The organism is Flammeovirga kamogawensis, assembly GCF_018736065.1.
GTDB classification, from domain to species: Bacteria; Bacteroidota; Bacteroidia; order Cytophagales; family Flammeovirgaceae; genus Flammeovirga; species Flammeovirga kamogawensis.
Window position 1 is genome coordinate 2,339,225 of sequence record NZ_CP076128.1, and the last position, 25,615, is coordinate 2,364,839.

At 31.5% G+C, this 25,615-nt stretch carries 19 protein-coding genes; 6 read left to right on the forward strand and 13 right to left on the reverse strand.

The genetic code is table 11. The features are described 5' to 3' along the window. Nucleotides 1-93: 93 nt before the first annotated feature. Nucleotides 94-498 carry a hypothetical protein gene (locus KM029_RS09325; RefSeq protein WP_144073030.1) on the forward strand — a complete coding sequence of 135 codons (405 nt, stop codon included), beginning with the start codon at nucleotides 94-96 and terminating at the stop codon, nucleotides 496-498. Nucleotides 499-589: 91 nt separating this feature from the next. Further along, nucleotides 590-1,051 carry a hemerythrin domain-containing protein gene (locus tag KM029_RS09330; RefSeq protein WP_144073031.1) on the forward strand — a complete coding sequence of 154 codons (462 nt, stop codon included), beginning with the start codon at nucleotides 590-592 and terminating at the stop codon, nucleotides 1,049-1,051. A gap of 70 nt (nucleotides 1,052-1,121) precedes the next feature. On the opposite strand, the gene fabV is transcribed toward KM029_RS09330, so the two are convergent. Further along, on the reverse strand, nucleotides 1,122-2,309 hold the full coding sequence (gene fabV / locus KM029_RS09335) for an enoyl-ACP reductase FabV (protein ID WP_144073032.1): 1,188 nt from the start codon (nucleotides 2,307-2,309) through the stop codon (nucleotides 1,122-1,124). A 184-nt stretch (nucleotides 2,310-2,493) separates the two neighbouring features. Further along, entirely contained in the window at nucleotides 2,494-4,734 is a 2,241-nt protein-coding gene (locus KM029_RS09340; protein WP_144073033.1) for a helix-turn-helix domain-containing protein, read from the reverse strand. Nucleotides 4,735-4,959: 225 nt separating this feature from the next. Here KM029_RS09340 and KM029_RS09345 point away from each other — a divergent pair, with 225 nt between their 5' ends. Beyond that, entirely contained in the window at nucleotides 4,960-6,021 is a 1,062-nt protein-coding gene (locus KM029_RS09345; protein WP_184679527.1) for a flavin monoamine oxidase family protein, read from the forward strand. Here the strand turns inward: KM029_RS09345 and KM029_RS09350 are convergent. Next, nucleotides 6,018-9,830, reverse strand: a complete 3,813-nt coding sequence (locus tag KM029_RS09350; RefSeq protein ID WP_144073036.1) for a caspase family protein — start codon at nucleotides 9,828-9,830, stop codon at nucleotides 6,018-6,020. The two genes, KM029_RS09345 and KM029_RS09350, sit on opposite strands and share 4 nt — an antisense overlap. A 206-nt stretch (nucleotides 9,831-10,036) precedes the next feature. On the opposite strand from KM029_RS09350, the gene KM029_RS09355 reads away from it, so the two are divergent. Next, entirely contained in the window at nucleotides 10,037-11,077 is a 1,041-nt protein-coding gene (locus KM029_RS09355) for an alpha/beta fold hydrolase (protein ID WP_144073037.1), read from the forward strand. Between the two features lie 63 nt (nucleotides 11,078-11,140). On the opposite strand, the gene KM029_RS09360 is transcribed toward KM029_RS09355, so the two are convergent. Both KM029_RS09360 and KM029_RS09365 read right to left on the reverse strand, forming a co-directional pair. Continuing rightward, nucleotides 11,141-11,572, reverse strand: coding sequence for a PepSY-like domain-containing protein (locus KM029_RS09360; RefSeq protein WP_144073038.1), 432 nt, complete (start codon nucleotides 11,570-11,572; stop codon nucleotides 11,141-11,143). Nucleotides 11,573-11,837: 265 nt separating this feature from the next. After that, complete coding sequence (locus KM029_RS09365) at nucleotides 11,838-12,566, reverse strand: hypothetical protein (RefSeq protein ID WP_144073039.1); 729 nt, start codon at nucleotides 12,564-12,566, stop codon at nucleotides 11,838-11,840. A 204-nt stretch (nucleotides 12,567-12,770) separates the two neighbouring features. Here KM029_RS09365 and KM029_RS09370 point away from each other — a divergent pair, with 204 nt between their 5' ends. Both KM029_RS09370 and KM029_RS09375 read left to right on the forward strand, forming a co-directional pair. After that, complete coding sequence (locus tag KM029_RS09370) at nucleotides 12,771-15,269, forward strand: DUF3857 domain-containing transglutaminase family protein (protein WP_144073040.1); 2,499 nt, start codon at nucleotides 12,771-12,773, stop codon at nucleotides 15,267-15,269. A 237-nt stretch (nucleotides 15,270-15,506) separates the two neighbouring features. After that, complete coding sequence (locus KM029_RS09375) at nucleotides 15,507-17,249, forward strand: arylsulfatase (RefSeq protein ID WP_144073041.1); 1,743 nt, start codon at nucleotides 15,507-15,509, stop codon at nucleotides 17,247-17,249. A 58-nt stretch (nucleotides 17,250-17,307) separates the two neighbouring features. Here the strand turns inward: KM029_RS09375 and KM029_RS09380 are convergent, their stop codons facing one another. The 8 genes from KM029_RS09380 to KM029_RS09415 all read right to left on the reverse strand — a co-directional run bounded on the left by KM029_RS09380 (nucleotide 17,308) and on the right by KM029_RS09415 (nucleotide 25,612). Beyond that, complete coding sequence (locus KM029_RS09380; protein WP_144073042.1) at nucleotides 17,308-18,558, reverse strand: hypothetical protein; 1,251 nt, start codon at nucleotides 18,556-18,558, stop codon at nucleotides 17,308-17,310. Then, nucleotides 18,555-19,274 carry a LytR/AlgR family response regulator transcription factor gene (locus KM029_RS09385; protein ID WP_144073043.1) on the reverse strand — a complete coding sequence of 240 codons (720 nt, stop codon included), beginning with the start codon at nucleotides 19,272-19,274 and terminating at the stop codon, nucleotides 18,555-18,557. Before KM029_RS09385 ends, KM029_RS09380 begins: the two co-directional genes overlap by 4 nt. Next, on the reverse strand, nucleotides 19,255-20,280 hold the full coding sequence (locus KM029_RS09390) for a sensor histidine kinase (RefSeq protein WP_144073044.1): 1,026 nt from the start codon (nucleotides 20,278-20,280) through the stop codon (nucleotides 19,255-19,257). Before KM029_RS09390 ends, KM029_RS09385 begins: the two co-directional genes overlap by 20 nt. Nucleotides 20,281-20,337: 57 nt before the next feature. Continuing rightward, nucleotides 20,338-20,775 (reverse strand): hypothetical protein, encoded by a 438-nt coding sequence (locus KM029_RS09395; RefSeq protein ID WP_144073045.1) that lies wholly within the window; start codon nucleotides 20,773-20,775, stop codon nucleotides 20,338-20,340. A 111-nt stretch (nucleotides 20,776-20,886) separates the two neighbouring features. Beyond that, a complete protein-coding gene (locus tag KM029_RS09400) occupies nucleotides 20,887-21,324 on the reverse strand; it encodes a hypothetical protein (RefSeq protein ID WP_144073046.1) in 438 nt (145 codons plus the stop codon). 243 nt (nucleotides 21,325-21,567) lie between these two features. Next, nucleotides 21,568-22,455, reverse strand: coding sequence for a ChaN family lipoprotein (locus tag KM029_RS09405; RefSeq protein ID WP_144073047.1), 888 nt, complete (start codon nucleotides 22,453-22,455; stop codon nucleotides 21,568-21,570). A gap of 189 nt (nucleotides 22,456-22,644) precedes the next feature. Further along, a complete protein-coding gene (locus KM029_RS09410; protein WP_144073048.1) occupies nucleotides 22,645-23,382 on the reverse strand; it encodes an HmuY family protein in 738 nt (245 codons plus the stop codon). A 34-nt stretch (nucleotides 23,383-23,416) separates the two neighbouring features. Beyond that, nucleotides 23,417-25,612: a TonB-dependent receptor gene (locus KM029_RS09415; protein WP_144073049.1), complete on the reverse strand. Its 2,196-nt coding sequence runs from the start codon at nucleotides 25,610-25,612 to the stop codon at nucleotides 23,417-23,419. Nucleotides 25,613-25,615 lie beyond the last annotated feature (3 nt).

Here is a 25,615-nt window from a genome sequence, read left to right on the forward strand (position 1 = left end):
ATTAATAAGCTAGTAAACTACTTTAACTTTCAAAAAATAATTGAAAGAAAGGGTTGAAACACAATCTAATTATAATATCAAAATAAAGAAATCATGAAATCATTTGGCTTATTAAAAATCGATCATCACACTGCTGATATTTATACTTTAGGAGGAAAAGAAGAACATAAAATTACTGAAGAAACATTACAAGATCCTAAACATTTACATTGGCATTTACACAATAAAAAAGTGAAAAATGGAACTTCTAAGCCAAACGATACAGCTTATTTTAAAGAAGTTTATAATGATATAAAAGGTTTTGATAGTATAATTGTTGCATCTCACGGAACAGGTAAATCTAATGAGGGAGCTAACTTTATTAAATTCTTAGAACAACACCACAAAGATATAGCGAGTAAAGTTTATGGTACAGTAGCAACTGATGACCATGAAACTGAAGCTCAATTATTAGCAAAAGTAGATTATGACGCATTGCTTGTGCATCTAAAAAAATAATCTATTAATTGCATAAAAATATACGCCAGCCTTTCTATTAAATATGAAGGGTTGGCTTTTTTATGTTTCTGTAATTTTATAACTTATTGTTATGAAAAGAAATGAAAACCTAGTTCCATTATCCCACGAACACCACCACGGTTTATTATTTTGTAGTCGTTTAAAAAAAGCGAAGAATACAGATAAAGAAACCATTGTAAATTATATCAATGATTTTTATACAAATGTTTTAAAGGAACATTTAAATAAAGAAGAAGTTGCTCTACTGCACTTAATAACTGATAAAAATTTAAAAACTCGTTTCTTAAACGATCATCAGGTTATTCATAAAATGGCTGAAAATGTAACTGCTACCCCAGAAGATATATATGATCAAGCATTAGCAATAAGTCAATTTTTAAATAACCACATCAGATTTGAGGAACGTATATTGTTTCCTTGGATAGAAGCACATGCTACAGAAGAACAATTATTTTCTGCTGGTAACGACTTAAATGTTGATGTTGATGAAGTAGAAGCTCATGCATTTGAGCCTGAGTTTTGGGAAGATTAAACACAATATTTTGAGTATAAAAAAACAGCAGTACTTTTTAGAATACTGCTGTTTTTATTTATATCAATTACTATCCTATTGAAGGAATAGCAACTACTTCATCTACATCTGCAGCATAATCTACACCATCAACTTTAAAACCAAATAAGTTGAAGAAGTCATCAGAATAACCTTTCAAATCACCTATTTCATTTAAATTTTCTGTTGTAGCAATTGCCCAAAGTTTATCTACTTCAGCCTGAACATCTTCACGCATTTCCCAATCGTCAATTCTTACACGACCTTTATCGTCTAATTGTAAGTCTGCACCATAAATACGGTCAGCGTATAAACGTTGGATTTGCTCAATACACCCTTCATGGATTCCATCTGCTTTCATAATTTTGTAAAGCAATGATATATATAAAGGAATAACAGGAATTGCAGAAGAAGCTTGTGTTACCAATGCTTTGTTTACAGAAACAATTGCTTTACCGTTAAGATCAGCAGATTTTTCTGTGATCTTGAAAGCTGTAGCTTCTAAATCATCTTTTGCAGCACCAATAGTACCTTTTCTGTAAACTGGTTCTGTTAATTTTGGCCCAATATAAGAATAAGCATATGTTTGGAAGTCTTGTGCTAACACACCTGCTTCTTTCATAGCTGTAATCCACATGTCCCAATCTTCACCACCCATTACTTCAACAGTATTTGCAATATCGTCTTCAGTTGCTGGTTGGATTGTTACTTCAGAAACATTTCCTGTATGGAAATCTACTGTTTTGTTTGTAAATACATCACCAATAGGTTTTAAAACAGACTTATGTCTTTTACCTGTATTTGGGTTTGTTCTTACTGGAGATGCTAAACTATAGATCACTAAATCAACCTGACCTAAGTCTTCTTTGATCATGTCGATAGTTTGTTGCTTAATTTCGTTAGAAAAAGCATCACCGTTAATACTTTTTGCATACAAACCTGCTTTATGAGCTTGTTGCTCAAATGCAGCACTATTGTACCAACCCGGAGAAGCCGGACGACCTGCAGAAGGTGCTTTTTCTAAGAATACACCAATAGTTGATGCGTTGCTACCAAATGCACTTGTAATTCTAGATGCCAAGCCAAAACCTGTAGATGCACCAATTACTAATACTTTTTTTGCACCGTCAATCTCTCCTTTAGATTTAACGTATTCAATCTGATTAATAACATTTTGCTCACATCCTTTAGGGTGAGCTGTTAAACAGATAAAGCCTCTTGTTCTAGGTTCGATAATCATATCTTAAATACTTATTTTGTTCATCCACATTACTGTTTCCGAAACGTCTTAAATAAATGGTTATGTCTTTTTTGAGCGAGCAAAGGTAATAAATTTTAGGATATAAGATTTTAAATCACACATTTTAAGCGTACCAAGACTCAATAAATAACTAAATTTTAAAATTGAATAATTATTCATCAGTTTAATTATTTGCCTCAATTCCAGCTATAACATATTTAATCTCTCCGTAAGAGTATTTACTGCCCAATACTTCTTTTAAACTTTTAAGCGATTTATCTTCAGCATTTTCAACTGCTTTTTCAATCTTATTGCGTTTTACTTTACTCTTTATAATCTCGCTAACCTCAATTTTACCTAAGCCAATACACTTTGCAATATGTGTTTCCACAGCTCCTTCAGAAATACCTCTTTCTCTGGCAATTTCTTCTACTGAATTTCCATTTCTAAAAAGAACATAAGTCTGAATATGCGTTGCAATTTTTCTTTTAGTATCGTTTTTGCCACTTACTCTAACCTTTGCCTTTAAAGGAATATCTTTTCGTTTTTCATTTTTAATTACATAATCAGGCTTATTAATATCTTGTTTCAATAAATCATTACCATCTATATAAGACAGGATCAATTTTTCTGAACGTAACATTCTTTGCCCTTGATTATAAATATGAGACGAAAGTACTTTTAATTCGTTTCTATACCCAATAACACCAGGTTGACCATTTAAACTATCGTGATGATCCATTACCAACTTATGTTTTTCTTTAAGTAATGGGTTAAAATAAGCAATTGCTTTCTCGACTCTTTCTAATAAATGTTTGATGTAGCCATCGTGTTCATCTATAATAATCTGATGCGATTGGTGCATAAAACTCTGCCCTACTTTCTTAATTTTCTGTATCTCATCTAAAAGTTGTTTCGCCCACTTTTTATGCTTTTGCTTTGTCGATAAATTCTCCAGCATATCATAAGAGGTAAGGTGCTCTAATAAATTATCTGTAAGATAACTTAAATCGAAAGCATTCATTAAAGTCTGGTGAATAAAGTTTCTTGCTTCTAATTTTAACTGTGGAGTCAATTCTTCTATTGACTGAGAACTCTGAGTAAATGCACTCAAATTTCTATCTATTGCAATTCCTCTTTCAGAAATTGGTGAGGCTAAAACCAACCCATCTAAAGAAGTTAATCGAGATAGTGCCACATAAGTTTGTCCTGCAGCAAAAGCACGTCCTACATCAATTATTGCTTTCTCGAACGTTAACCCTTGACTTTTATGTACAGTTATTGCCCATGCTAACTTTAATGGGAATTGATGAAACTCTCCAATTAATACTTCTTCAACCTCTTTAGTTACTTTATTGAGAACATATTTTTTATTTTCCCAAGAGTATTTTTCAACACTAAACTCTGGCGTTCCATCATCAAATTCAACATAAATATCTTCGTCTGTTAGTCTGGTAATTTTTCCAATTTTACCATTAAAGTAGCGACTTTCTCCAGAGTAATCATTTTTAATAAACATTACTTGGGCATCAACTTTTAATTTTAAAATTTCCTCATTAGGATATTGACTTTCAGAAAATTCACCTATAACTTTTGCTTGGTATTCGTATTGTTTGCCTTTTATTTCTTTAAGCCAAGACTGGTTTTTCTCGTTGGCTATTTTATTATGTGTAGTTAACTGAATATAGCCATCATCTGTAGATTGTTTAAAATCTGGATTGTAATGGGTATTTAGCACTTTTACATCGTTACTTGTTACTTTGTTTTCCCGTAAATGATTTAAAATATTTACAAAAGTTGGATCAGCTTGTCTGTATACCTTATTTAATTCTACATGTACCATGCTCGTTTCATGAAACACTTTTGCATTAAAGAAATAGCCATTCGGATAATACTTATAGAGGTACTGCCATTCTTCTTGCTTAATTACTGGAGGCAACTGTAACATATCTCCAATAAACAGTACTTGTACACCTCCAAATGGCAAATCTTTTCTTTTACGAACGTTACGTAAAATTAAATCCATTGCATCCAACATATCAGCCCTTAGCATACTCACTTCGTCAATAATCAAAAGCTCCATTCCTTCTAGAATTGCACGCTTTGTAGCCCCCATTTTCATCCCTTTAAATAAAGATTTAGGTGTATTAATATGAGCTACTGTTGTTGCATTTTCATCTAATTCTAAATTCGGATCAGGAATAAAAGAACCAAAAGGAAGCTGAAAAAGTGAGTGTATTGTTACTCCTCCAGCATTTATTGCTGCAATACCTGTTGGTGCTGCAATACACACACTTTTGTGAGTGTTTTCATGAAGAGAACGTAATAAAGTTGTTTTACCAGTACCGGCTTTACCCGTTAAAAAGATATGACAGTTGGTAGTATTTACATATCTTGATACAATATCTTGCAATGAATTTTCCATGAACCGTTAGACTGTTTGGTTTTATTGTTAAGGATAAATGAATGGAGACACAAGTTCTTGAAAAATTAAATAGTGAACAAGTAGAATTTTAAATTTAGCAGAAGGCTTTTAGCTATTTAATTTTTAATTGACAAGCTAAACTTCCGAAGAAAATAGTATTCGTTTTGAAGACACATTTTTTGTACCTTCGGCTCAATATTTAACATTTTGATATTTATAATTCAAATGCTAATTAAAAAAGCTACTAAAACAATTATTATCGGTGGAGGGCTCTCTGGAGTACTAACTGCTTATAGGTTATATCAGAAAGGACAAGAAGCTATTATTCTTGAAGCAAGTGATAGATTAGGAGGCCGAATTAAAACAATACATTCAGAAAATGGGACTCCTTTAGAGATGGGGGCAACTTGGTTCACTTCTCAGCATTTGCAATTAATACAACTTATTAGAGAATTAGGGCTTAAAGGTTTTAAACAATTTTCTAAAGGTCCTTTATTTTTTCAGGCAACACCTACAACACCCCCTCAAAAATTTGAACTCCCCCCTCAAGATCCTAGTTATAGAATTGCAGGTGGAACAGCTCAACTTATCAAAAAAATTAGTCAGCAATTACCAATAGAAAATATCTTACTGAACGAAAAAGTAGAAAGTATAGATTTTACAAATGATGAGGTGTGTATTGTAAAAACAAAACAATATGAATTTACTTGTCAGAAAGTTGTATCTAGTTTACCTCCTGCCCTTTTTACGCAAAGTATAACACTTCTACCAAGTCTAAAAAGTGACATTAAAGCATTATTTGCAGATACACATACCTGGATGCATGATGCTATAAAAGTAGGTATTACCTATCAAAAGGCATTTTGGAAAACCAATAATATGTCTGGAATGTTTTTTAGTAACAATGGTCCTATTGCGGAATTACATGACCATTGCAATGCAAAAGAAAATAGGTTTGCTTTAGTAGGTTTTATCCACCCATCATTTCAAGATTTCTCTAAAGATGAAAGAGAAAAAGTGGTAATTAAACAATTACAAAGTGCTTATGGAGAAGAAGCCAAACATTATTTACAATACAATGAAAATCTTTGGTTAGATAATGAATTGACTTCTGACGGCCAGTATCAGGATCTTGTTCCTCATCAAAATAATGGTGATGTGTTACTTCAAACACCTCTATTCAACAATCGCTTGTTTATTGTAAGTACAGAGTCGTCTCCACATTTTGGCGGATATTTAGAAGGTGCAGTCTATAGAGCAAATACTGTTGCAGAAGAAGTACTCTAATTACAAGAAATACATTTTCCATCAATAGAATAATACTCTACAGAATTGTCGTTATCTCTTGCATTTACTTTACAACAAGCTACAGGAATCCCTGCCCATTTGCCATTTGTAATTACTTCATAGTTAAATGGGACTACTACTTTTCCAGAACCACGATCTAAGCAGCCATATTTGCCGTTCACTCTTACTTTTACTAAACCGCACTCTAGAAATTCAATTTCTTGGAATGCTCTACCGCCAAGAATTTTTCCATCGGGTGAAGTTAATTGCTTAGAATGATCTTTTAAAGTGAGAATAGAGTAGCCATTTTGTGTAAGTTGAATGTGTTTATATTCAATAGGTACTACTAATCTTCCTGCGTAATCAATTACACCTTTAAAATCATTTTTTTGCACAATATAAAAACCACCTTTTGCTGTAAACACTTTGCCGTTTGTCTGCTTATCATAACTATATAAATGAGATAATCCTTTTGATGGGTCTTCAATCACTTTTGCAAAATTATAAGATGGTGTAATTTTCAAACTCGTTTTAGTATATGCAATTGCTTTACTATTTTCTCTCATTCCTTTAAAATAGAGTGCATATTTATAATCAAACCAAGGGCATTTGGGTAAGTTTTCTTTTGCCATAAGATAGAGCTTGTGCAATTCTTCAGTTTTATCAAACTGTATGTACACATTCCAGAGCATTTTATAATTTTCTAGTTTATAAGGGTTTTTCAACATAGCCGCCTTACAACTTCCTTCCATCAATTTATAATCTTTTTGAGCATATGCTATTGATGCAATAAAGAGATCTAAATCAGAAAAATTAGCTCTCATTTGGGAATACATCACTGTAGCTTGTTTGGCTATTTCCATGTTTCCATCTACTCTGTAGGCATATTCTGCATTATTTTTTAAAGCAACCTGATTAAAAGGTGCTAAAAGTAACGCTTGATTAAACAACGCATAAACTTCGGACGATTTCACCCTAAAAACATTAGGATACCTTGTAAAAAGTTTCCCTAATTCTGCATACAAATCTGCATTTGTAGGGTGCAATTCTATTGCAGATAAAAGTAATTGTTGAGCATCTATTAATAATGCAATATCTCTATCCTGCCTATCGTAAAATTCTTCTTTTAGCTTTACATAAGAAAGGTAAGTAGATGTAGAAATATAACTCCCTTTTAATAACTTATTTAAAAGCTTTTCTGCTTCTAATAAATCACCTAAATCTATCAATAAAGCAGCCTTTGTTTCTTCAATACTTATATCTGCTCCTGCTTTTAATGTAGCTTCTTTCAACAAACCCCATGCTTTTTGGTAATAGCCCATCATCTGATACACCTGTGCTTTACCAACATAACCTTTTGCATTTTTAGGGATGATATCAATTATTTCATCATACATTTTTATAGCATCAGCATAGTTTTCTTCTATAATAAAAGTAGTTGCTAACGTACTTTTAGGTGTTGTCCATTTTGGCATTAAACTACTTGCTTTAGCAACACTTTCTTTAGTTTTTGCTAACTCCATTAATTTCTGATTTACAAGTGCAATTCCGTTATATGGATACGCCGCATTGGGTTGCTGCTCAATTATTTTATTAAAAAGTGCTACAGCTTTTGGAAAACTTCTGATATCGTTCCCTATAATAATTTCATAGGCTTCTAAAAACCACTTTCGAGCATATATAACATCTGTAATTAATGGAGTATTGTTATACAAATGGATAGCATAATCTAACTGATAAATGGCTTCTTTAATTTGATTAATAGAAGGTTGAACCGAAGTTCCTAAAATAAAAGGAGTAATAATATTCTGTGCATCTTCTTGCAATGCTATTGCTAAAGTTCCTTTAGCATTTTCTTTTTCTTGCTCACTATAATGCTCTGACTCTTCTATTTTAGAATAAAAATCTTCTGCATAAGGTAACGGAATTGTTAGTTCTGATTGCTCTAATTTAGAAGTACTCATTGCATAAAAACTATTTTGAGTAGCAGCAACTTTCGCATTAGCTCCTAGAGGGTTTTGACCCATTTCTTTTACTGCATAATCTTTACTATTTAGCAATAAAAGTTGTCCTTTATTTCCTAAGATTAAAATATAGTTTTCATCCAGTTTCATTAAACGATTAGGAATATGTCTATTGGGTAATTTTATCTCAGCAACCAATTTCTTTTTTACAACATCAAGTACTTTTACTCCTCTTCCGTTGGGTATAATTAATTGAGTACCCTCTTTTACAAAAACCATTTCTCTAGTTACTTGAACAGGTACTTTCGCTTCCATTACTTTTTCCTTGCTCTTTATATCCCATACGATAAGCTGACCTTCAATGTCTGCAGTCGCAATATAATTTCCATCATTAGTAATCGTAATATTTTGTATAGCGGCTTGTGTTTTAGCAAGTTTTTCTCCTGTTACTGATTCTTTTTTCCATATAAAAATAGTCCCTTTTTCATCACCAGTTGCAATGGTTGCTTCTTTGCTAATTGCCAAAGCACTTATTGATGCTTTATGGTAGTCCGCTTTAGCTATTAGATTATTATTTAAATACCTAGCTATCGTTTTAGAAACTCCTGCAAATGCCCAATACTCTCCATTTCCTGTGAATAACTTAGGAGTATCATAATCAACTTTAAGTTTTGCAACAGAATGAAGAGAATTATCTAAGATTTCAATCGTATTATTTTTAAAACTTATCAACACCTTATTATTAAATGTTGATATGCTTTCTAAATGTTGATAACTTTTTGATGTTGATGAAAATGAAATTGATGTATTCTCTGTTGCCTTAATATATTTAGGAGGAATTAGTCTGTGTTGATCAATAGCTGCTAAAAAAGTACTTAATTCTTCTTTCTGATTTTCTACGGGGTCCGAAGTCGTAGTATTAACAGCTCTGCTCGCTACTTCCATTCCAGATATGTTATAATTATTCTGTCGAGCTAAATCAAGAAGCTTTGCGTCTACTGTCATTAAGATGTCTGCATCATTTCCTTTGTATTGAGGAGACTGTTTTCCTTTTGTTTCTCTACGAACATTACCACGCGTATAATCATAAAGTTCCCCTAAATCAACGGCATTATTTTCATCAATATCTGCTTCACCCATTAATCCTTTCAATAAAAAGTGCGTAAAAGCTCCATGTCCATTTCCCCACTCAATTCCCTCGTAAGAAAGCTGGTTTGGGGCACAAGAAACTAGTTTGTTTGTATTGTTCCAATCGGCAATTAACGATGTTAATGTTTGATCTGATAACCCATCAGTACTTAAAATATGACCTGAACGGCAAGCATCTGTAATCATTAAAACATGAAATTTCTTCATGGCCGTCATCTTACTCACCATTTTTTGTAACATGCTAACATCAATTGAAGTCATCATATAAAAGCTCTTTTCTTCTGGAGAAGAAGCATCATGTGTTAATAAATAAGCATTATCCGTCATGGCATCTACATCACCATGTCCGGCAAAATAAAAAATCAGTTGATCTCCTTCTTTAGCTGTACTCAACTCTTTTCTTATGCTTGTCCAAACTTGAATTGCAGTAGCTTTATTATCTAAAAAAAGATGAATATTAGAAGGGTTGATGTGGGCATGCTGCGTTAAAAAATTGGCAAATGCTTCTGCATCTTTATTCGCATATTTTAATTGTGCTGCCGTTGAAAGGTTCTCATAAGTAGAAACTCCAACAATAATTGCTTTTATATTTTTCTTCTCTTTTTGATCTGCATTTAAAACCAAACCTCTTGATTCTTGTGCAAATGAGGGTAAAATAAGACAGCATAGTAGTGTAAAAAATGTAAAAAATCTCACTGTGGTAGTATTAGTTGGTTGGTCAAAAAGATGTTTTTATAGTACAAGTTATCAAGTTTTAGAACTGAGAACAAATAAGTTAAGTAAATCGCATTTAAATTTATTAATTGTCTATAGTAATTTTCAATTGTCTCACTAGTAATTAACACCTCACACGCAACTTTAAATACTAGCAATAATTATTATTTACTATTTAAAATTTAAACATGAAAAAAATATTAAAACTTCTTTTTCTAATTGGTACCATTATATCTATCTGTGTATTTATTCTTATTGCTTATAGTAGTGGAAAAACACCAAGAATTGATGGTGGTGTGGCTGAGGTTATTCATGTCCCCATCAATAACTCTAAATTATTTACGGTAATTAGAGGAGAAAATGAAAACAACCCTGTTTTATTAATGTTACATGGCGGGCCTGGTACTACAGAATTACCAATGATGAGGTATTTTAATAATTCACTCGAAAATAAATTTACTGTAGTTTATTACGACCAAAGGGGAGCTAGTAATTCTTATACGGATAAAGATAGTAGCACACTAAATCTTAGTCAGATGATAGAAGATACCCACGCTTTAACACTTTACCTTAAAAAGAAATTTAAGAAAGATAAGATCTATATTCTAGGTCATTCATGGGGTTCATATTTGGGCCTTCATACTGTAAAAAAATATCCTGAAGATTACCATGCTTACATTGGTACAGGACAAATTAGCAATCAGTATAAAAGTGAAATGTTAGGTTATCAATATATTATTGCTACTGCTAAAAAGGAAAATGATAAAGAGACTATAAAGGAAATGAATAAAATGGGAAGTCTTCCTAAAGCTCCTGCAAATAAAACACTCGAATGGGTATTTACTCAAAGACAGTACCTTGATAAACTTCATGGTGCTACTTATGAGATGAGCAACTTTGATATGATGCTTTGGCCAATTATTAATTGCAAAGAATACACATTTTCAAATAAAATAGGAATGATGTCTGGAACATTCATCTCTTTAGAACATTTGTTTCCTAATGTTCTAAAAGATAACCTCTTTGAATCTATAAAAAAGGTTGATGTACCCATTTATTTTCTACAAGGGAAACATGATTATGTTACTTCTTTTACTTTAGCAAAAGACTATTTTGATGTAATTGAAGCACCAAAAAAGAAATTCATTATTTTCGAAAACTCAGCACATAACCCTTTATTTGAGGAAGCGGATAAGTTTAATCAGGAAGTAGAAAAAATCTTGTTATAAATCGGAATAAAAAAAGCGTCTCACCCCCAATTAAGGTGAGACGCTTTTTCTATTTAAGTAGCATTATGCAAGTTCTTCTATTTCTAAAATAACACCTGCTTCACTTATATATATAACTTTTTCTTTTTCATCTTGTTTTACTAAAACACCGTAGATAATTACTTCTGCTGTAATTGTTACTTCTGTTTCTGCAATATCAAAGTCTCCTTCTTTTTCTACTGCACTAATAATATTTTCTGGAACTTGGTTTTCATTCAAAGAAAGCTCCGTTTCTATCCAATCTCCATCTTTAGAATATTCTACTTCACAATCTATTCCATGCATTGTAAACTCAGCTTCCCATTCATCGCCTTCTAATTCCCAAACAACATCTTTTGCTTCTGGAAAATGACGGTCTAGATTAGATTGTATCACTACAGAAGGTTGTTTTACTTGGCATGAAGCAAATAATAACGAAGCGATAAGTGCGAAGAAGATTTTTGTAAAATTGATCATTGTTCTATTTTTTTAAAGTTCAATAAGTAATATCCTATCATTAAAAAAGTCACCAAAAAACTTTAAAAAAATAAAGATCTCACGGTCAAAAACTGTGAGATCTCTTCTGTTTATCCTATTTTACTGTGTATTTTTAAATGTAAAATGTCTTGCTAATTCCCCAATTGTTAGACATTTACACTCTTATCTTTTCTATCTCTACACCAAAGGATTACCTTGATTCACATACAGTAATTCCTTTGATGAATAGAAATAGAATAAAGAATTATTTTATATTGACATTTGCCAAACCTTCTGTGTCATCTTGAGAAGCGACATAAAAAGTATTTAAATTTTCTTTGTGATGCACGTGGTAATGGTAAATTTTCTCATTACTATGTTTCGTGATCGTTGAGTGCCCGCCTGAATAATCCAAGTCTACTGGGTAATTATTCGATGAAGCACATTTTTGGCCGTATAAGAAGAACCCATCAGCAATTACACCAATTAAGTTATCGTTATTTTTAGACCAACTTTGAGATTCTAACGGAATATGATCCAATCCTTCATTCTCATTATCATGGTAAATAATTGCTCCATTTAAAGCTATTCCTACAGGACCAAAGCTAGATTCTAATGTAGAACTTACCACATTTGGTTTTGTTGGTACAGTTAGAATTGTATTTACTATTTCTCTAGATTTAGAAGGCTTATCTCCTAATTCCTCGTAAGTATCTTCTTCTTCATTTCCCCAATAATTTCCAGACTCTCCAGCTCCATGGCTTTCAATAATTACTTCGTTTCCATCTAATGAAATTGTAACTATTTTTGGATCAAATTCATCAAATGCTGTTGAAAGCACTCTTTTTGATTTATATATTTTTTTATCTTCTTTAGCTACTGATTTCACTTCAGAAGAGTCATCTCCTTTTGTAGATACACATGATGTTGTGAACCCTATTAATAAAGCAATGACTACTAATTTATTTGCGTAAGTTGATAGTAACGTATTCATAAGAAAAAGTAGAGTTATATAGTATTAATTTACGTATTAAACAGTTTCTAAATAGGTAAAGGAGATGTATTACTATTTGTACTCAACTATTTTTATTTTTTTTATAAAAAGTTCCAAAAAGTTTAAAAAAGGTGCTTTATGGTACTAAAATGAGGAAATTATAGTAAATTGATTTGACTAATTATAAAAACAAACTTCTATTCAATGCGAATTTTACTCTTTCTATTACTAAGTGGTGTATCAATACAACTTTTAGCACAATCTAAAAAAGTAACTATTACCAAAACTCCTGCTTGGGTAAAACAAGTAGATTTCCTTTCACAAGATCAAGACTCCCTTGTAGGTAGTTTCCATTATTTATTATTGAGTTATCAAGAAAATTTAATAAATGATGAATATTACTCTGAAAGAGCAATTAAAATTCTCTCATCAGATGGAGTGCAAGAATTCTCTAACATTCAAGTTAATTTCGATCCGCAATTCCAGAAACTTAGAATTCATCAAGTAAACCTAATTAGGGATGGGAAAGTAATTAATAAATTATCGCTTAAGGATATTTCTGTTTATCAAAGGGAAGAAAACTTAGAAAGAAATATATACGATGGATCGTTAAGTGCAGTGCAAAATCTTACAGATGTTCGTAAAGGTGACATACTTCACTATGCATATTCTAGAAAAGGCCGTAATCCTCTTTATGGTAATAATTATTCTCGACTTTTTTTTCAGCAATACAGTTCTCCTATATCTCGAATGTACAATCTTGTTATTGCTCCAAGTTCTTTAGAAATAAGCACTAAAACATTTAAAGGAGGCAAAGACTTTGATAAAAAGACAATTGGTACTACATCTTACTATACGTATGACGCCCCTGCCCTTGATATTGTTTATTATGAAGATAATGTTCCTTCTTGGTACAACGATCAGGCTTATGTTCAATTCTCTACTTTTAGTAAATGGGGTAGTATTGTAAAATGGGGACTTCCTTTATACAAGTATAAAGATATTACTCATTTAGCACAGAAAATTAAAATCAAGAAGAATACCAAAAGTAATACACTAAAATGGATTCGGTTTGTACAAGATGAAGTACGTTACCTTGGTATGGAACAAGGAATAAATGGATATAAACCACATGCTCCTGCTAAAGTCTTGAATCAAAGATTTGGAGATTGTAAAGATAAATCTTTGCTTTTAATAGCATTACTTAAAACAGAAGGTATTCAAGCTTATCCTGTTTTAGTTCATTCTTATAATGGTCTTAATTTACCTAACCTTCTTCCAAGTATACATAATTTTAACCATTGTGTTGTACAAATAATTATTGATGGTAAAACGTATTATGTAGATCCAACGATGTCTAATCAAGGGGGAGATTTAGAACATATGTACTTCCCGAATTATCATTATGGTTTAGTAATTAAAAATGGAGAATCAGCATTAACTAAATTACCGGAACCTATTATAAGTGAATACCTTTTAAAAGAACTTATTACAATTGACTCTGTTGGTGGCGGTGGCAATTTAGTTTTACGTACAGAATACAAAGGAGGTAAAGCTGATGATATGAGAGACTATTTTACTAGTACACAAAGAAATAAAATTGAAAGAGCTTACGAAGACTTTTATAGTGAGTTATATGAAGGGGTTACAACTTCTAAAGCCATAAAGTTTATTGACAATAATAGATACTCGACTAATACAGTAATTATTGAAGAGTACTATACTGTAAATAATTTTTGGATAACATTAGAAGATACTTCTCAAATTAGATTTTCTACATCACCTATCTTATTAGAATCTTTATTTAACTATCCTTCTATCAACACTAGAAAAATGCCGTACTTTTTAGGTAATAAAATGTCTTACAAACAAGTAACTGATGTAAAATTACCTACAGATTGGACTATTAATGATGAAACTGAAACTATAAATTCTACAGCATTTAATTACACAAATGAACTTGTAAAAGTAGATGATGAAAATTTTACAATTACACACACATATACTCTACTCAAGAACTTTATACCTGCAAAGGATGCAAAACAAGTAATAAAGAAAGCCAACGAAATCAATAATCAGATTAAGTACATGCTTACATATAATACTTCTTTTGATAAAAAAGAAAATAAGCATATTAGTTTGATAGCTGTATTTTTAGGGATTATAATATTTGCTATTGCTGGATATTTTGCCTTACAATTCTATAATCAATTTCAACCTGCTCCTTGGAAATATGCAGAAGATAAACCAATAAGTGGATGGTTGTTTTTACCTGCCTTAGGATTAATAATTAAAGTGCCAGCACAACTATTTGAGATTATCGACTCCAATTATTTCTACGCTTCAATTTGGAATTACGGTACTAAAATTTCTGAAGATATATCTGTACAATTATCTTATTATGGAATCGTATCACTAGAGTTTATTTATAATATCTTTTATTTAACGCTGTGTATTCTAGCTCTTACAGTATTCTTAAAACGAAAAACAAGTACACGATATATTGTTCCTTTTTTATATTTAGTATCTGTAGTTATTCCAGTAATAGACAATATTGCTACTACTCTATTTTTGGGTGACTATTTATCTGTTGATACTACAGATTTTTATAAAGACACTTTCAAGTCTATGATAACTTTCGGTCTATGGGGTTCTTATATTTATTTTAATTCTAATTCAAAAAGTACCTTCTGTAAGGTATAATAATGTACACACGATAGTGTCTTATTATAAGACTTGCAATAAATTAATTTTGAAGTACTATTCTAATCAATTCAGATTGAATAAAAAATTATAACTATTTAAATAAACAGTTTAAACTAATATTTGTAAAAAAAACCAATAATAATAATATCTTTATATACTCAATCAATGCCCAAAGTTGGTTGGATCTATTTTTATTAAGAAACTATCTCTTTAATACGAAATACATAACCTTTTATGAAAAAACTTATTTTATTATTTTCTCTTTCTGCCGCCTTATTCAGTTGTGGTAAAGAGACTGCTCAAAAAGCAGAAAATTCATCATCAAAAAAGCCTAACGTTCTTCTTCTTATTGGAGATGATATTGCCTTTGGTGATTTAGGTACTTATGGATCTGAAATAAAAACTCCTCACTTTGATAAATTAGCCAATAGTGGTGTTCGTTTTACCAATTTTCATGCATCACCAGTATGTTCTGTAACAAGATCTATGTTAATGACTGGCTGTAACAACATTGAGGTTGGTTTAGGTTCTTTTGATTACTCATTTTATCCAGCTTCTAAAGGAAAACCTGGTTATGAAGGGTACCTTACAGAAAATGCTGCAACAATGTCTCAGTTATTTAACGACGAAGGATATGAAGTATTAAAAGTTGGTAAATGGCATTTAGGTGGTGAAGCTGCTGGTGGATACGGACCATTACATTGGGGCTTTACAAAAGAATTTGGTATTCTTAGTGGAGGATCAAATCACTGGAATAACTTAAGAATGACTCCTGTATTTAGTGATCCAGACTATATGCACAAGAAGTTTAAAGAACATTGGACACTTAATGGAGAACATTATGATCGTCCAGATGGTGTGTATTCTGGTGAATTATATACTAAGCAGATGATTGATTTTATTAAAGAATCTCAAAAAGATGGTAAGCCATGGTTCTCTTGGATGGCCTTTACTACTGCTCATTTCCCTATTCAAGCTCCACCAGAATTGGTAGAAAAACATTACAAGTTCTATTTAGAAAAAGGCTACGAAGGTTTAAAGCAATACCGTTATAAACGTTTAAAAGCTAAGGGTCTTATTTCTCATGATGCAAAACCATCTCCTGAAAATGATCTTGTTAAAAAATGGAATCAGTTAAGCCAAAAAGAAAAAGAATATCAAGCAAAAGTTTTTGCTACATATGCTGCAGAAATTGAAGACCAAGACAATAGAATTGGTCAGATTATGGCTTACCTAAAAGAATCTGGTCAGTTAGAAAATACAATGATTGTATATCTATCAGATAACGGTCCTGAAGGTATGGAAGCTGAGAACCCAAATACAGGTAATGCAGAATTTGGAAAATGGATTGCTAATAATTACGATACTTCTTTTGAAGGAATTGGTACAGCTAACTCTAGTAACTACATTGGTACTGCTTGGGCAAATGCAGCAACAGGCGGGTTATCTTGGTGGAAGTGGTTTATTGGAGAAGGTGGAATCCGTGTTCCTATGATTATCGTTCCTCCAGGAGCTGCCGATGGTGGATATGCTAAAGCAGGTGAAATTAGTAATGTAGTAATGTCTGTAAAAGATATACCTATGACAATTTTAGATTATGCAGGTATAAAACATCCTGGTACAACGTATAAAGGTAAAACTGTTGTTAAACCAAGTGGTATTAGCGCTCGTCCTTTCTTAGATGGAAAATCTGATGAAGTACGTTCTGAAAATGATTGGTATGCATTTGAATTATTCGGTAATGCCTACATCATGAAAGGAAATTATAAACTTATCAAAGTACGTACAGGTATGTTTGGTGATGGAGATTGGCATTTATATGATGTTGTAAAAGATCCTTCAGAAAGTACTCCTCTTGAAGGAAGTATGAAAGACAGATATAAAGAAATGCTAGCAATTTATAAACAGTATGAAAAAGATCACCAACTCGTTCAAGTAGACGCAGATTGGAATGCTTTTAAAGCTGCTAGTGAATAAATTAAAAATATTCCCAATATAAAAATGGCTACCCTCATCAGGTAGCCATTTTTATTATCTATAATTTTAATGTAAATCGTAAAGTCTGAAAGGTATTAAAAGCATCTGTATGCATAACATTGGAAGCATCATGCGGTGGAATTAATTCGTGTAGTCCATTTATATAAAAAATGAAAGTATAATTTTTCCCTTTCTCAAAAGTTGATACCGGATATGCTAGTCTGTACCGCTTATCACCTACTTTTGTCATCAGTTTTTTGTTCCCTTTATCGTCTTTATTAAACTCCCCATATAAATACATATTTTTTATTTTATGAGCCCCCACAATTGTTTCATAGAAATAATTTAATAATTGTAACTTTTCTAATTGCCATTCAAAGATTACACTATCTCCTTTTACAGAATACCCTTTAATATTTTCTTTATTTAGAGTTTTAAAAGTATAGTTATAATTATTATCATTTACGTTTTTAGCAATTTTATTAGTCACAACATACGGAGGTGTTACCCACCTATTTTTATTGATGATATATTTAAACTCACCCCAATTTTTAAAAGTAGAGTCTAATGGCAAAGATGTTTTATAAATATCACCTACTTTAGTGAGTTCAAATCTCTTTTGCCACTCCGAAAAACTACCTGTTACTTCTACTAATTCTATTTGTGAAGGGTTAATAATTTTTTCAAAACCTTTTTTTTCATGCGTTGTAGAAACATAATCCTTTGGATCAAAAGTAAAATAAATAGAATCAGCGTCTATGGTATAACCAAGTTGTTCATTTTCATAAAAAAGATACGTTAGCCATATTAAATTGATAAAATAAAACTTAAATTTATCAACTAATTGCATCTTATAATTTTTAGTATTTGATACAAAAGGCGTAATAAAAAGATTCTTGTTTACTATATATCCAAACTGTCCACTCTTTCCTTTAATATCAGATTTTGCTAACCTCAATTCCCATTTATCTCCTATTTTTTTTAAGTTATTCGTTAATTGGAAATTATTAAAATTCCCCACAACATGTACGGAATGAATAGCAACCTCTTCTTTTTTGATTAGGGTATTCTTCCAATCTTCTAAATTGTGCGTATAGGGGTTATCAAAAAAATTAGTATTACTTAAGTCAACAAAATTATTGATCTCGTTTTCATCTAAACTAAAATAAATAGAATCCGCATCAACTTTATAACCTCTAATTGTCGCTTTACTATTATATTTTACAGAATTAAAGTCGTTATTGGAAGGCGAACATCCTAACAACAAAATAAAAATAAGAGGGATGGAGATAAACGTTAATCGTTTCATTTCTTCAGAATAAATTTGCCTTGAGTCAATTGCTCAAAAATTTCTTTCTTTTGGGTTCTACTTACAGTAATTAATTGCTTATCAATTATTATACTGTTGCCTTCTATAGCTTCAACAAAGTCTACGTTTACGACAAACGATTTCTGTACTTTAAGAAATTTATCACTTAATTGTTTTTGAATTTCTTTAAGTGTGAGTAGAGGCAATAAGCTTTCTTTTGTAGTTACTATATTGACATAATTGTTCTGACTTTCGATGTATTTAATATCGTTTAGCCATACTTTTTTAATTTGTTGATCAACTTTTACAAAAATAAAGTCATCTTCAATTTCTTGATCTGAAATAACCAGATTCTCTTTTATTTTTAAACAGCTTTTATAGAAACGATCAAAAGAAATAGGTTTTAATAAATAGTCTAAAGCATCAACCTCATAACTTTCTATGGCATATTCTGTGTATGCTGTTGTGAACACAATTAAAGGAGGATTACTTAATGATTTCACCCAATCAATGCCAGATAAATAAGGCATGTTTATATCACAGAAACAAACATCAATTTTATTTTTGTCTACTATTTCCTGAGCTTCTATTGCACTAGCACAAGTTGCAACCAGTTCTATAAAAGGTACTTGATTAACATACTCTTCTAATCCTTCTCTCGCTAATTCTTCATCGTCTATAATGAGACATTTAATTTTAGAATTCAATTTTTGCATGGTAAGTATTGTCTATTTGTGTAGTTTCAAAAACATAATTTTCTTTTAAAATAAGCGTCATCCTTTTCTGGATATTTTTAAGTCCTATTCCACTATATTTCTTATCCTCAATTGTTTTAACAACGCTATTATCTGTTGAATTTTCTACATGAAAAGATACCTTATTCGCATTCTGAATTAATTCTATTTTAATAAAATTATAGCTATCTGCTTTTTTAGAAACATGCTTAAAAGCGTTTTCAACTAAAGGTAAAAATAACAACGGAGGTACCTGAAATTGCTCATTTTCTAATTCAAAAGACGTAGTAACCGTAACATCACTCCCCTTTCTATGCTTTTCAATACTTATTAAATCGTTTAAATAATCTACTTCTTTTTGTAGTGGTACAAAATTATTTTCACAATCATATAATTGATAACGAAGCATATCACTTAAGTTTAATAAAAGTGCCTGTGCTTCTTTGGGTTTCTTTACAATAAGCCAAAAAATTGTATTAATTGTATTAAACAAAAAGTGTGGGCTAATCTGTCCTTTTAAGAAATTTAATTCGGCTTTTGTTTTCTCAATTTTCAAAGATTGCTGTTCTTTATATTGTCTAAAATAGTCAAAAGTAACTTCAATAATTAACATTGCTATAAAAGGAAAGATTAATTCTTGAAAACTCGAAAAACGGAAAAATGAAAAGGTACTATAAAACTCATAATAGTAACTCAATTTAAACTCCCAAAGAATATAATAGCTAGCCACCATTACCATAATGTAGCCCGTAACTAAAATAAGTAATGCTAATAATAAACTTTTTCTTAATGCTTTTTTAGCACCTTTAATAACTAAAAGAGATCCACCACATTTAATTAGAGTAATAACAGTATTTAAAATAATTAGATGTTCCAGTCCAAGCCATTGAAATTCTGTATAACCTGCTAAATCCTGCCAGAAATAGTAGATAAAAAAGGAGATCAAATAGGTTAGTATAACATAAGTATATACTTTATTGGATTGCATAATAAAAAATTTAAATATCGTTTTTCTACTACTAAATTTAGGAACTAAAATCGGTTATTAATAGCAATTATTGTATGTAACTGATACATAATATTTATCTTTCTCTAAATCTGTTTCAGTAAGATAAAAAGAAGTACTTCCTAACAATTCTCCAGTACTTTTATTTTTGAAAGTAATTGAATGCCCTCCACCATCAAATTCATAATCATGAGTAACCCCATGTGAAAAAGTAACAAGTCCATTTACACTTGCTATACTCTCGATGTGTTTATACCCTGATGAATTATTTAATTCAACTTCAACAATAATTACTTCATTACATACTTTTTCAATTGGTTGTAGGTATACTGTTAAAAAATTTCCTGCTGTTGGTTCTTCTGCCAATTGAATAACCGTTTTCTTTGGCAGTACATTTTCACTACTTGGCATTGTTGAACAAGAGAACATTACCATTGAAGACACTAAAACAATAATTAATTTGACACTAGTTTTCATAACATTTTTCGTTTTTGATTAATTGATAAATCAAATGTCATGATCAAGCTACTGCTATTGAATATTATTTGGTGAAATGCAGAAAACAGCTGACGAAATGAAAAAAGTAGTCTATTTCTTCTTTCGTTTATTAATCATCATCGTCATTTTCGTCCTTGCATTATTATTAGATTCTTCGTAATCATCAATAGTGATTGCAATAACACTATCAGTAAGCTTAGCTATATAGTGTTGCTTTTTTCTATCATTTTCGAATGTTCTTTCAAACTGCACACCATACATTCCTTGTAAATTTGCTATAAAATTTCTGAATTGTTGCCTAGAAACTTTCTCTATATTATGTCCATTAAGACTTGGAACAAACCCAATAGAGCTTATGATATTCTTTTTATTAGTATAGATAAAAATTGTTCCTTCTAGACCTGCCACCGAAGTACGAATCATATCTTTGGAAGATTTGTACTCGTCTCCAATTTTGTAATCAGTAATTGATTGGGCTGATATAGAAATGGAGATAATTGTAAAAAGAAATAGTATAAAATATTTCATGATGAAAAATTGTTAGTCTAATTTTATTTAAAATCGAGAGCTGCAAAATTCTAAGATTGCTTTCTAAAGCTAACAATTTACCCAATTAAATACATGATATTCAAAAAGTTTATTAACTACTATTAAAGTTAATTAAGACTATTATCTTATATGATTTAACTATAAAAAAGGCCTTCTCTTCACATAAATCAAATGGTTTACATGAAAAGAAGGCTGTTAGATATATGTACAAATGTAGACTTTCTAAAACGTCTTCGTCATGTTAGAAGTACATACTATTGTAAACTCATTATTGCCTTTGTTCTCATCGGCAACTTTAGAAACATCAGCTTGTTCTACAAAAGAAATTACACCAGAAGTTAATTTCTTATTGTACTTATTTACATACCACACAGTTCCCTCATGGTTCTTTGAGTGGAAATTGCCATTAAAATGTAAGAACAATTTACCTTTATTTTCTTTCTTTAAACCTTTCACAATAGAGTGACCCATTGTAGCATCTTTAATAGCTTGAGCCGCTACAAAGTTTTTTGCCTGACCAGACATTCCGTGTCCAGACATCATTGCTTCCATTTCTTTGTAAGAAGGTAACTCATAAGGCACTTCTATTGGTAGTGGTGCAATGTATTTTTTCTTTGCCATTTTGCTCAGTTCTTCTAAAGCTGGCAAACCTTTTTTAGATACCATACTCGCATAACGTCTTGGTACATTTGTGGCAATAAATGGAATGTTTTTTTCTTTTGCAAAGTTAACCAAAGGAGCATAATCTGTAGAGTGATTGTCCCATGCTTTCCCATCTTTCATCATGGTTTTCTCTTTAATAAATCCTTGCAAATATTCATCTAAAACCATCTGATTGTCTTTTTCGAACATCTCTGCACCAAAAACAATATTATTGTCTTTTGCTTTTGCTAACGACTGTGCCAATTCAAATTGTAACCAATGAGCAATAGGATTATTATGTAACTCTCCAAAGAAAACTACATCGTAAGAAGATAATGCCTTAGACATTTCTTCGAAAGTGACTTCCTTACCGTCCTTATCAAAAATTTGATAGGCTTTTAATCTTGATTGTGCATTCACAATAAAAGAGGTTAAAATAAATGTGGCTATAAATAAGAAGTGTTTCATGTTTAATTTATTTCGATGGATATCAATCATATAATTAATTGAGATAAAAAATGTTTAATCTAAGCTAGAGCAAAAAGTATAGGAATACAACCATAGACAAAAAAATGTAGAGACCTCTCAATAAAAGATCTCTACACTAGTAAACGACTTTGACTATTTTTGATTTTCCCTATTGTACTGTGTTGTGTGTTACTCTGCGATTAACCTTTGGAATTTAAACTTTGGAAAACCTTTTGTACCATCCTCATCACTATAAAAACCTGTAAATGCAAGCTTGTATAACTTCTGATCTGATGACTCTATGATATAGTATTGATCTGCTACTATTTGAAATGTAAAAGTGGCAAAATCTAATGCTTTCCAGTCTGAACCAATGGCATCCACATCTTCATTTAACGATAATTTAATAGCATCTGCGTAAGTAATGTTATCATACGCTACAAAAATTTGACCTTCTGCTTCAATTTCTTCTTTATTTAAACGGATTGCTTTTACCTCTCCTTTATTAATTAAACCACCTGTCATCATGTAAGGAACTTCTGTTCCAGAACTTGGGTCTAAAGTTTTACCATTATAATAAGCTAAAACAAGGTCCCATCCTTGGCTACCTTCTGCAACATCTTTACCTGTTTCCCATAAATCAAAATGTGTGTATTGTGTATCATTCCAATGGTAGCCTACAGTATCTGCATTTGTAGTTTCAGTAGCTGCATCTAAGTCAACAAAAACCTGACGATTATACGATAGTTTAGTTTTTGCTGGCTGTCCATCATGACCAATCATTTCTACTTCAACATCTGGTGAACTATATAATGAAACTTGAATTTCATGAGATGAAGTATCTTCTGGAACCGAAGGCTCGTTTTTATCTTCTGTACAAGCTGTTATAAATAGAGATGCGATAAAAAGTGTAACTAATTTTTTCATTGTTTTATACGATTAATTGAAGTTTGTCTGTTTATTAAATTTTACTGAGATTGATTTTTAAGGAGATGAAATAAGTTCGTCCCCAAGCAATCATCATACTCGATGCCCCAGAGTGTGCCCCACCTTGCGTAGTGTTTGTTACATTGGTTACATCAAATATATTTTTGATTCCACCCGTTACCGAGTAGCGTTTATTTTTAAAAGTTTTTGTGGTAGAGAAGTTGAGCATATTGTAAGCTTCAACAGTTCCTTCTGTTATTTCGCCCTCTTCTCCAGAAGTCATTAATTGTACTCTGGCCCCTGTATATTTGTAATCTAACCTAGCGGATAAATCAATTGATGGCCAGAAATAAGCAACAGAAGAAACCAGGTCTGTAGAATATCTAAAATTAAAATCTGCTGTATTCTGAAGATCGTAACCTATCCCTGTTAACGTCACTCCTGCATCAATTTTTAATTTATTATTATTGTTATATCCTACTTTAAAAGTACCTCCATGTGTTTTTTTCTGTGCAACATTTGTGTATACATAAGAAACACCGTCTTGCCCTTGTGCTAATTCTATTACATCAAAAAGATGGTTATAAAACCCAGATGCTTCTACCCTTACAACTGCACTTTCTGTTAGTTCAATATTTTTTGATAAGCTACCCGTTAAACTGTAAGACGTTTCTGGAGTAAGGTTTTCATTACCATAAATTTGATGGTTTGTATCGACAAAATCCATGTACATTTCTTTTAAAGACGGTGCTCTAAATCCTTTTGCAAAAGATAATCTCCCTGCCCAAGAACTCGTATCATCGTATTTTAAATGTGCAGAATAAATAAGTGGAGCATCAAAAGCATTGTGATGAAGAAAACGTACTCCTGGCTGAAAAGCCCATCGTTCTGAAATTGAAATATTCATATCTGTCCATACAGCATTTTCCATCATTCCTGAATTGTCTTTTATTTTTGCACCTTGTCCTTGTTCTTCTGTCAACTCATATCCTGCCGTTAATTTCCACCAATCATTTATAGTTTTAGCATAAGATAAACGAGCATTCAAAGTTTGGAAAGCATCTGTTGTGGCATCTCCTTTAGCCGTAGATGTTCCTTCATCTTCTTTTACAAAATACTGTTGTCCTTCTCTGTTATAAGTATTGTATGATAGCATACCTTGGAAAGCATCTCCATTTGCAAATTGCTTATTAAACTGTCCGTAATATGTTATTCTATCCGTTGTAAATTTATCATCAAAAGCTCTGTTTGGAGAGAGGTAATTTCCTAAATAAGTCAGTTCTTCTCTGCCCCATCTTACACCAAACTTAGTATCCCAACCTTTCCATTTGTATCCATAATATGCATCCGCATTGTATTGGTCTTTCGGGTTCCAATTCATTGCTCTAGTAGCATTATCTAAATCAAAACCATTAAATAGCCTTGCTCCTGCACTAGTACCCCATTTATGGTTTTTCTTTGCTCCAGAAACACTCGCATCAGTACTTAATACACCAACAGACTCCGCATATACTTTTGCCTGTGCTGTAATTTTATGGTACTTATTTTCTTTCGTAATTATATTAATTGTTCCTGCCAAAGCATTAGAACCATACACTACAGACATTGGTCCTTCAATCACTTCTATATGATCTATTGCACTAGCATCTAGTTGAGACAAATCAATATTTCCGTCTTGTCTACCCACTACGGGCATACCATCAATTAATATTTTTACATGCTGCCCCTCTAAACCTTGCATCACAATTTTAGTTCCGAGTACACCGTCTTGTGTTAAGTTAATATTGGGTTGAAAACGAAGTGCATCTTGTACAGTTTGTACGCCTTGCTTCTCCAATGTTGCTCCATCAATTACATTAATTTTATAAATAGATTCATCTACTTTTTGAGGAGTAACACTGGCCGTTTTCACTACCTGATCTAACATTAATAAATCTGGTTTTAAAGCTACCTTCTCTGCTGTAGTATTAATAACAAATTTATTGGTTTTGAAACCTGTAAAAGAGACAGAACAAAGAGTATTTTGTTGATAAGGAACATCTACATGTCCTTCTGCATTTGTTGTAAAATACATCTTTTTACCTGTAGTTGATTCTAAACAAACATGTGCTCCAATTAACGGCAAATGTTCTGTTGCATCAATTACATCGATAGACATTTTTTGTGTTTGTGCCATTACCATTGTTGAACACAAAAGTAATAGTACACTAATAAGTTTTTTTGTTTCCATATC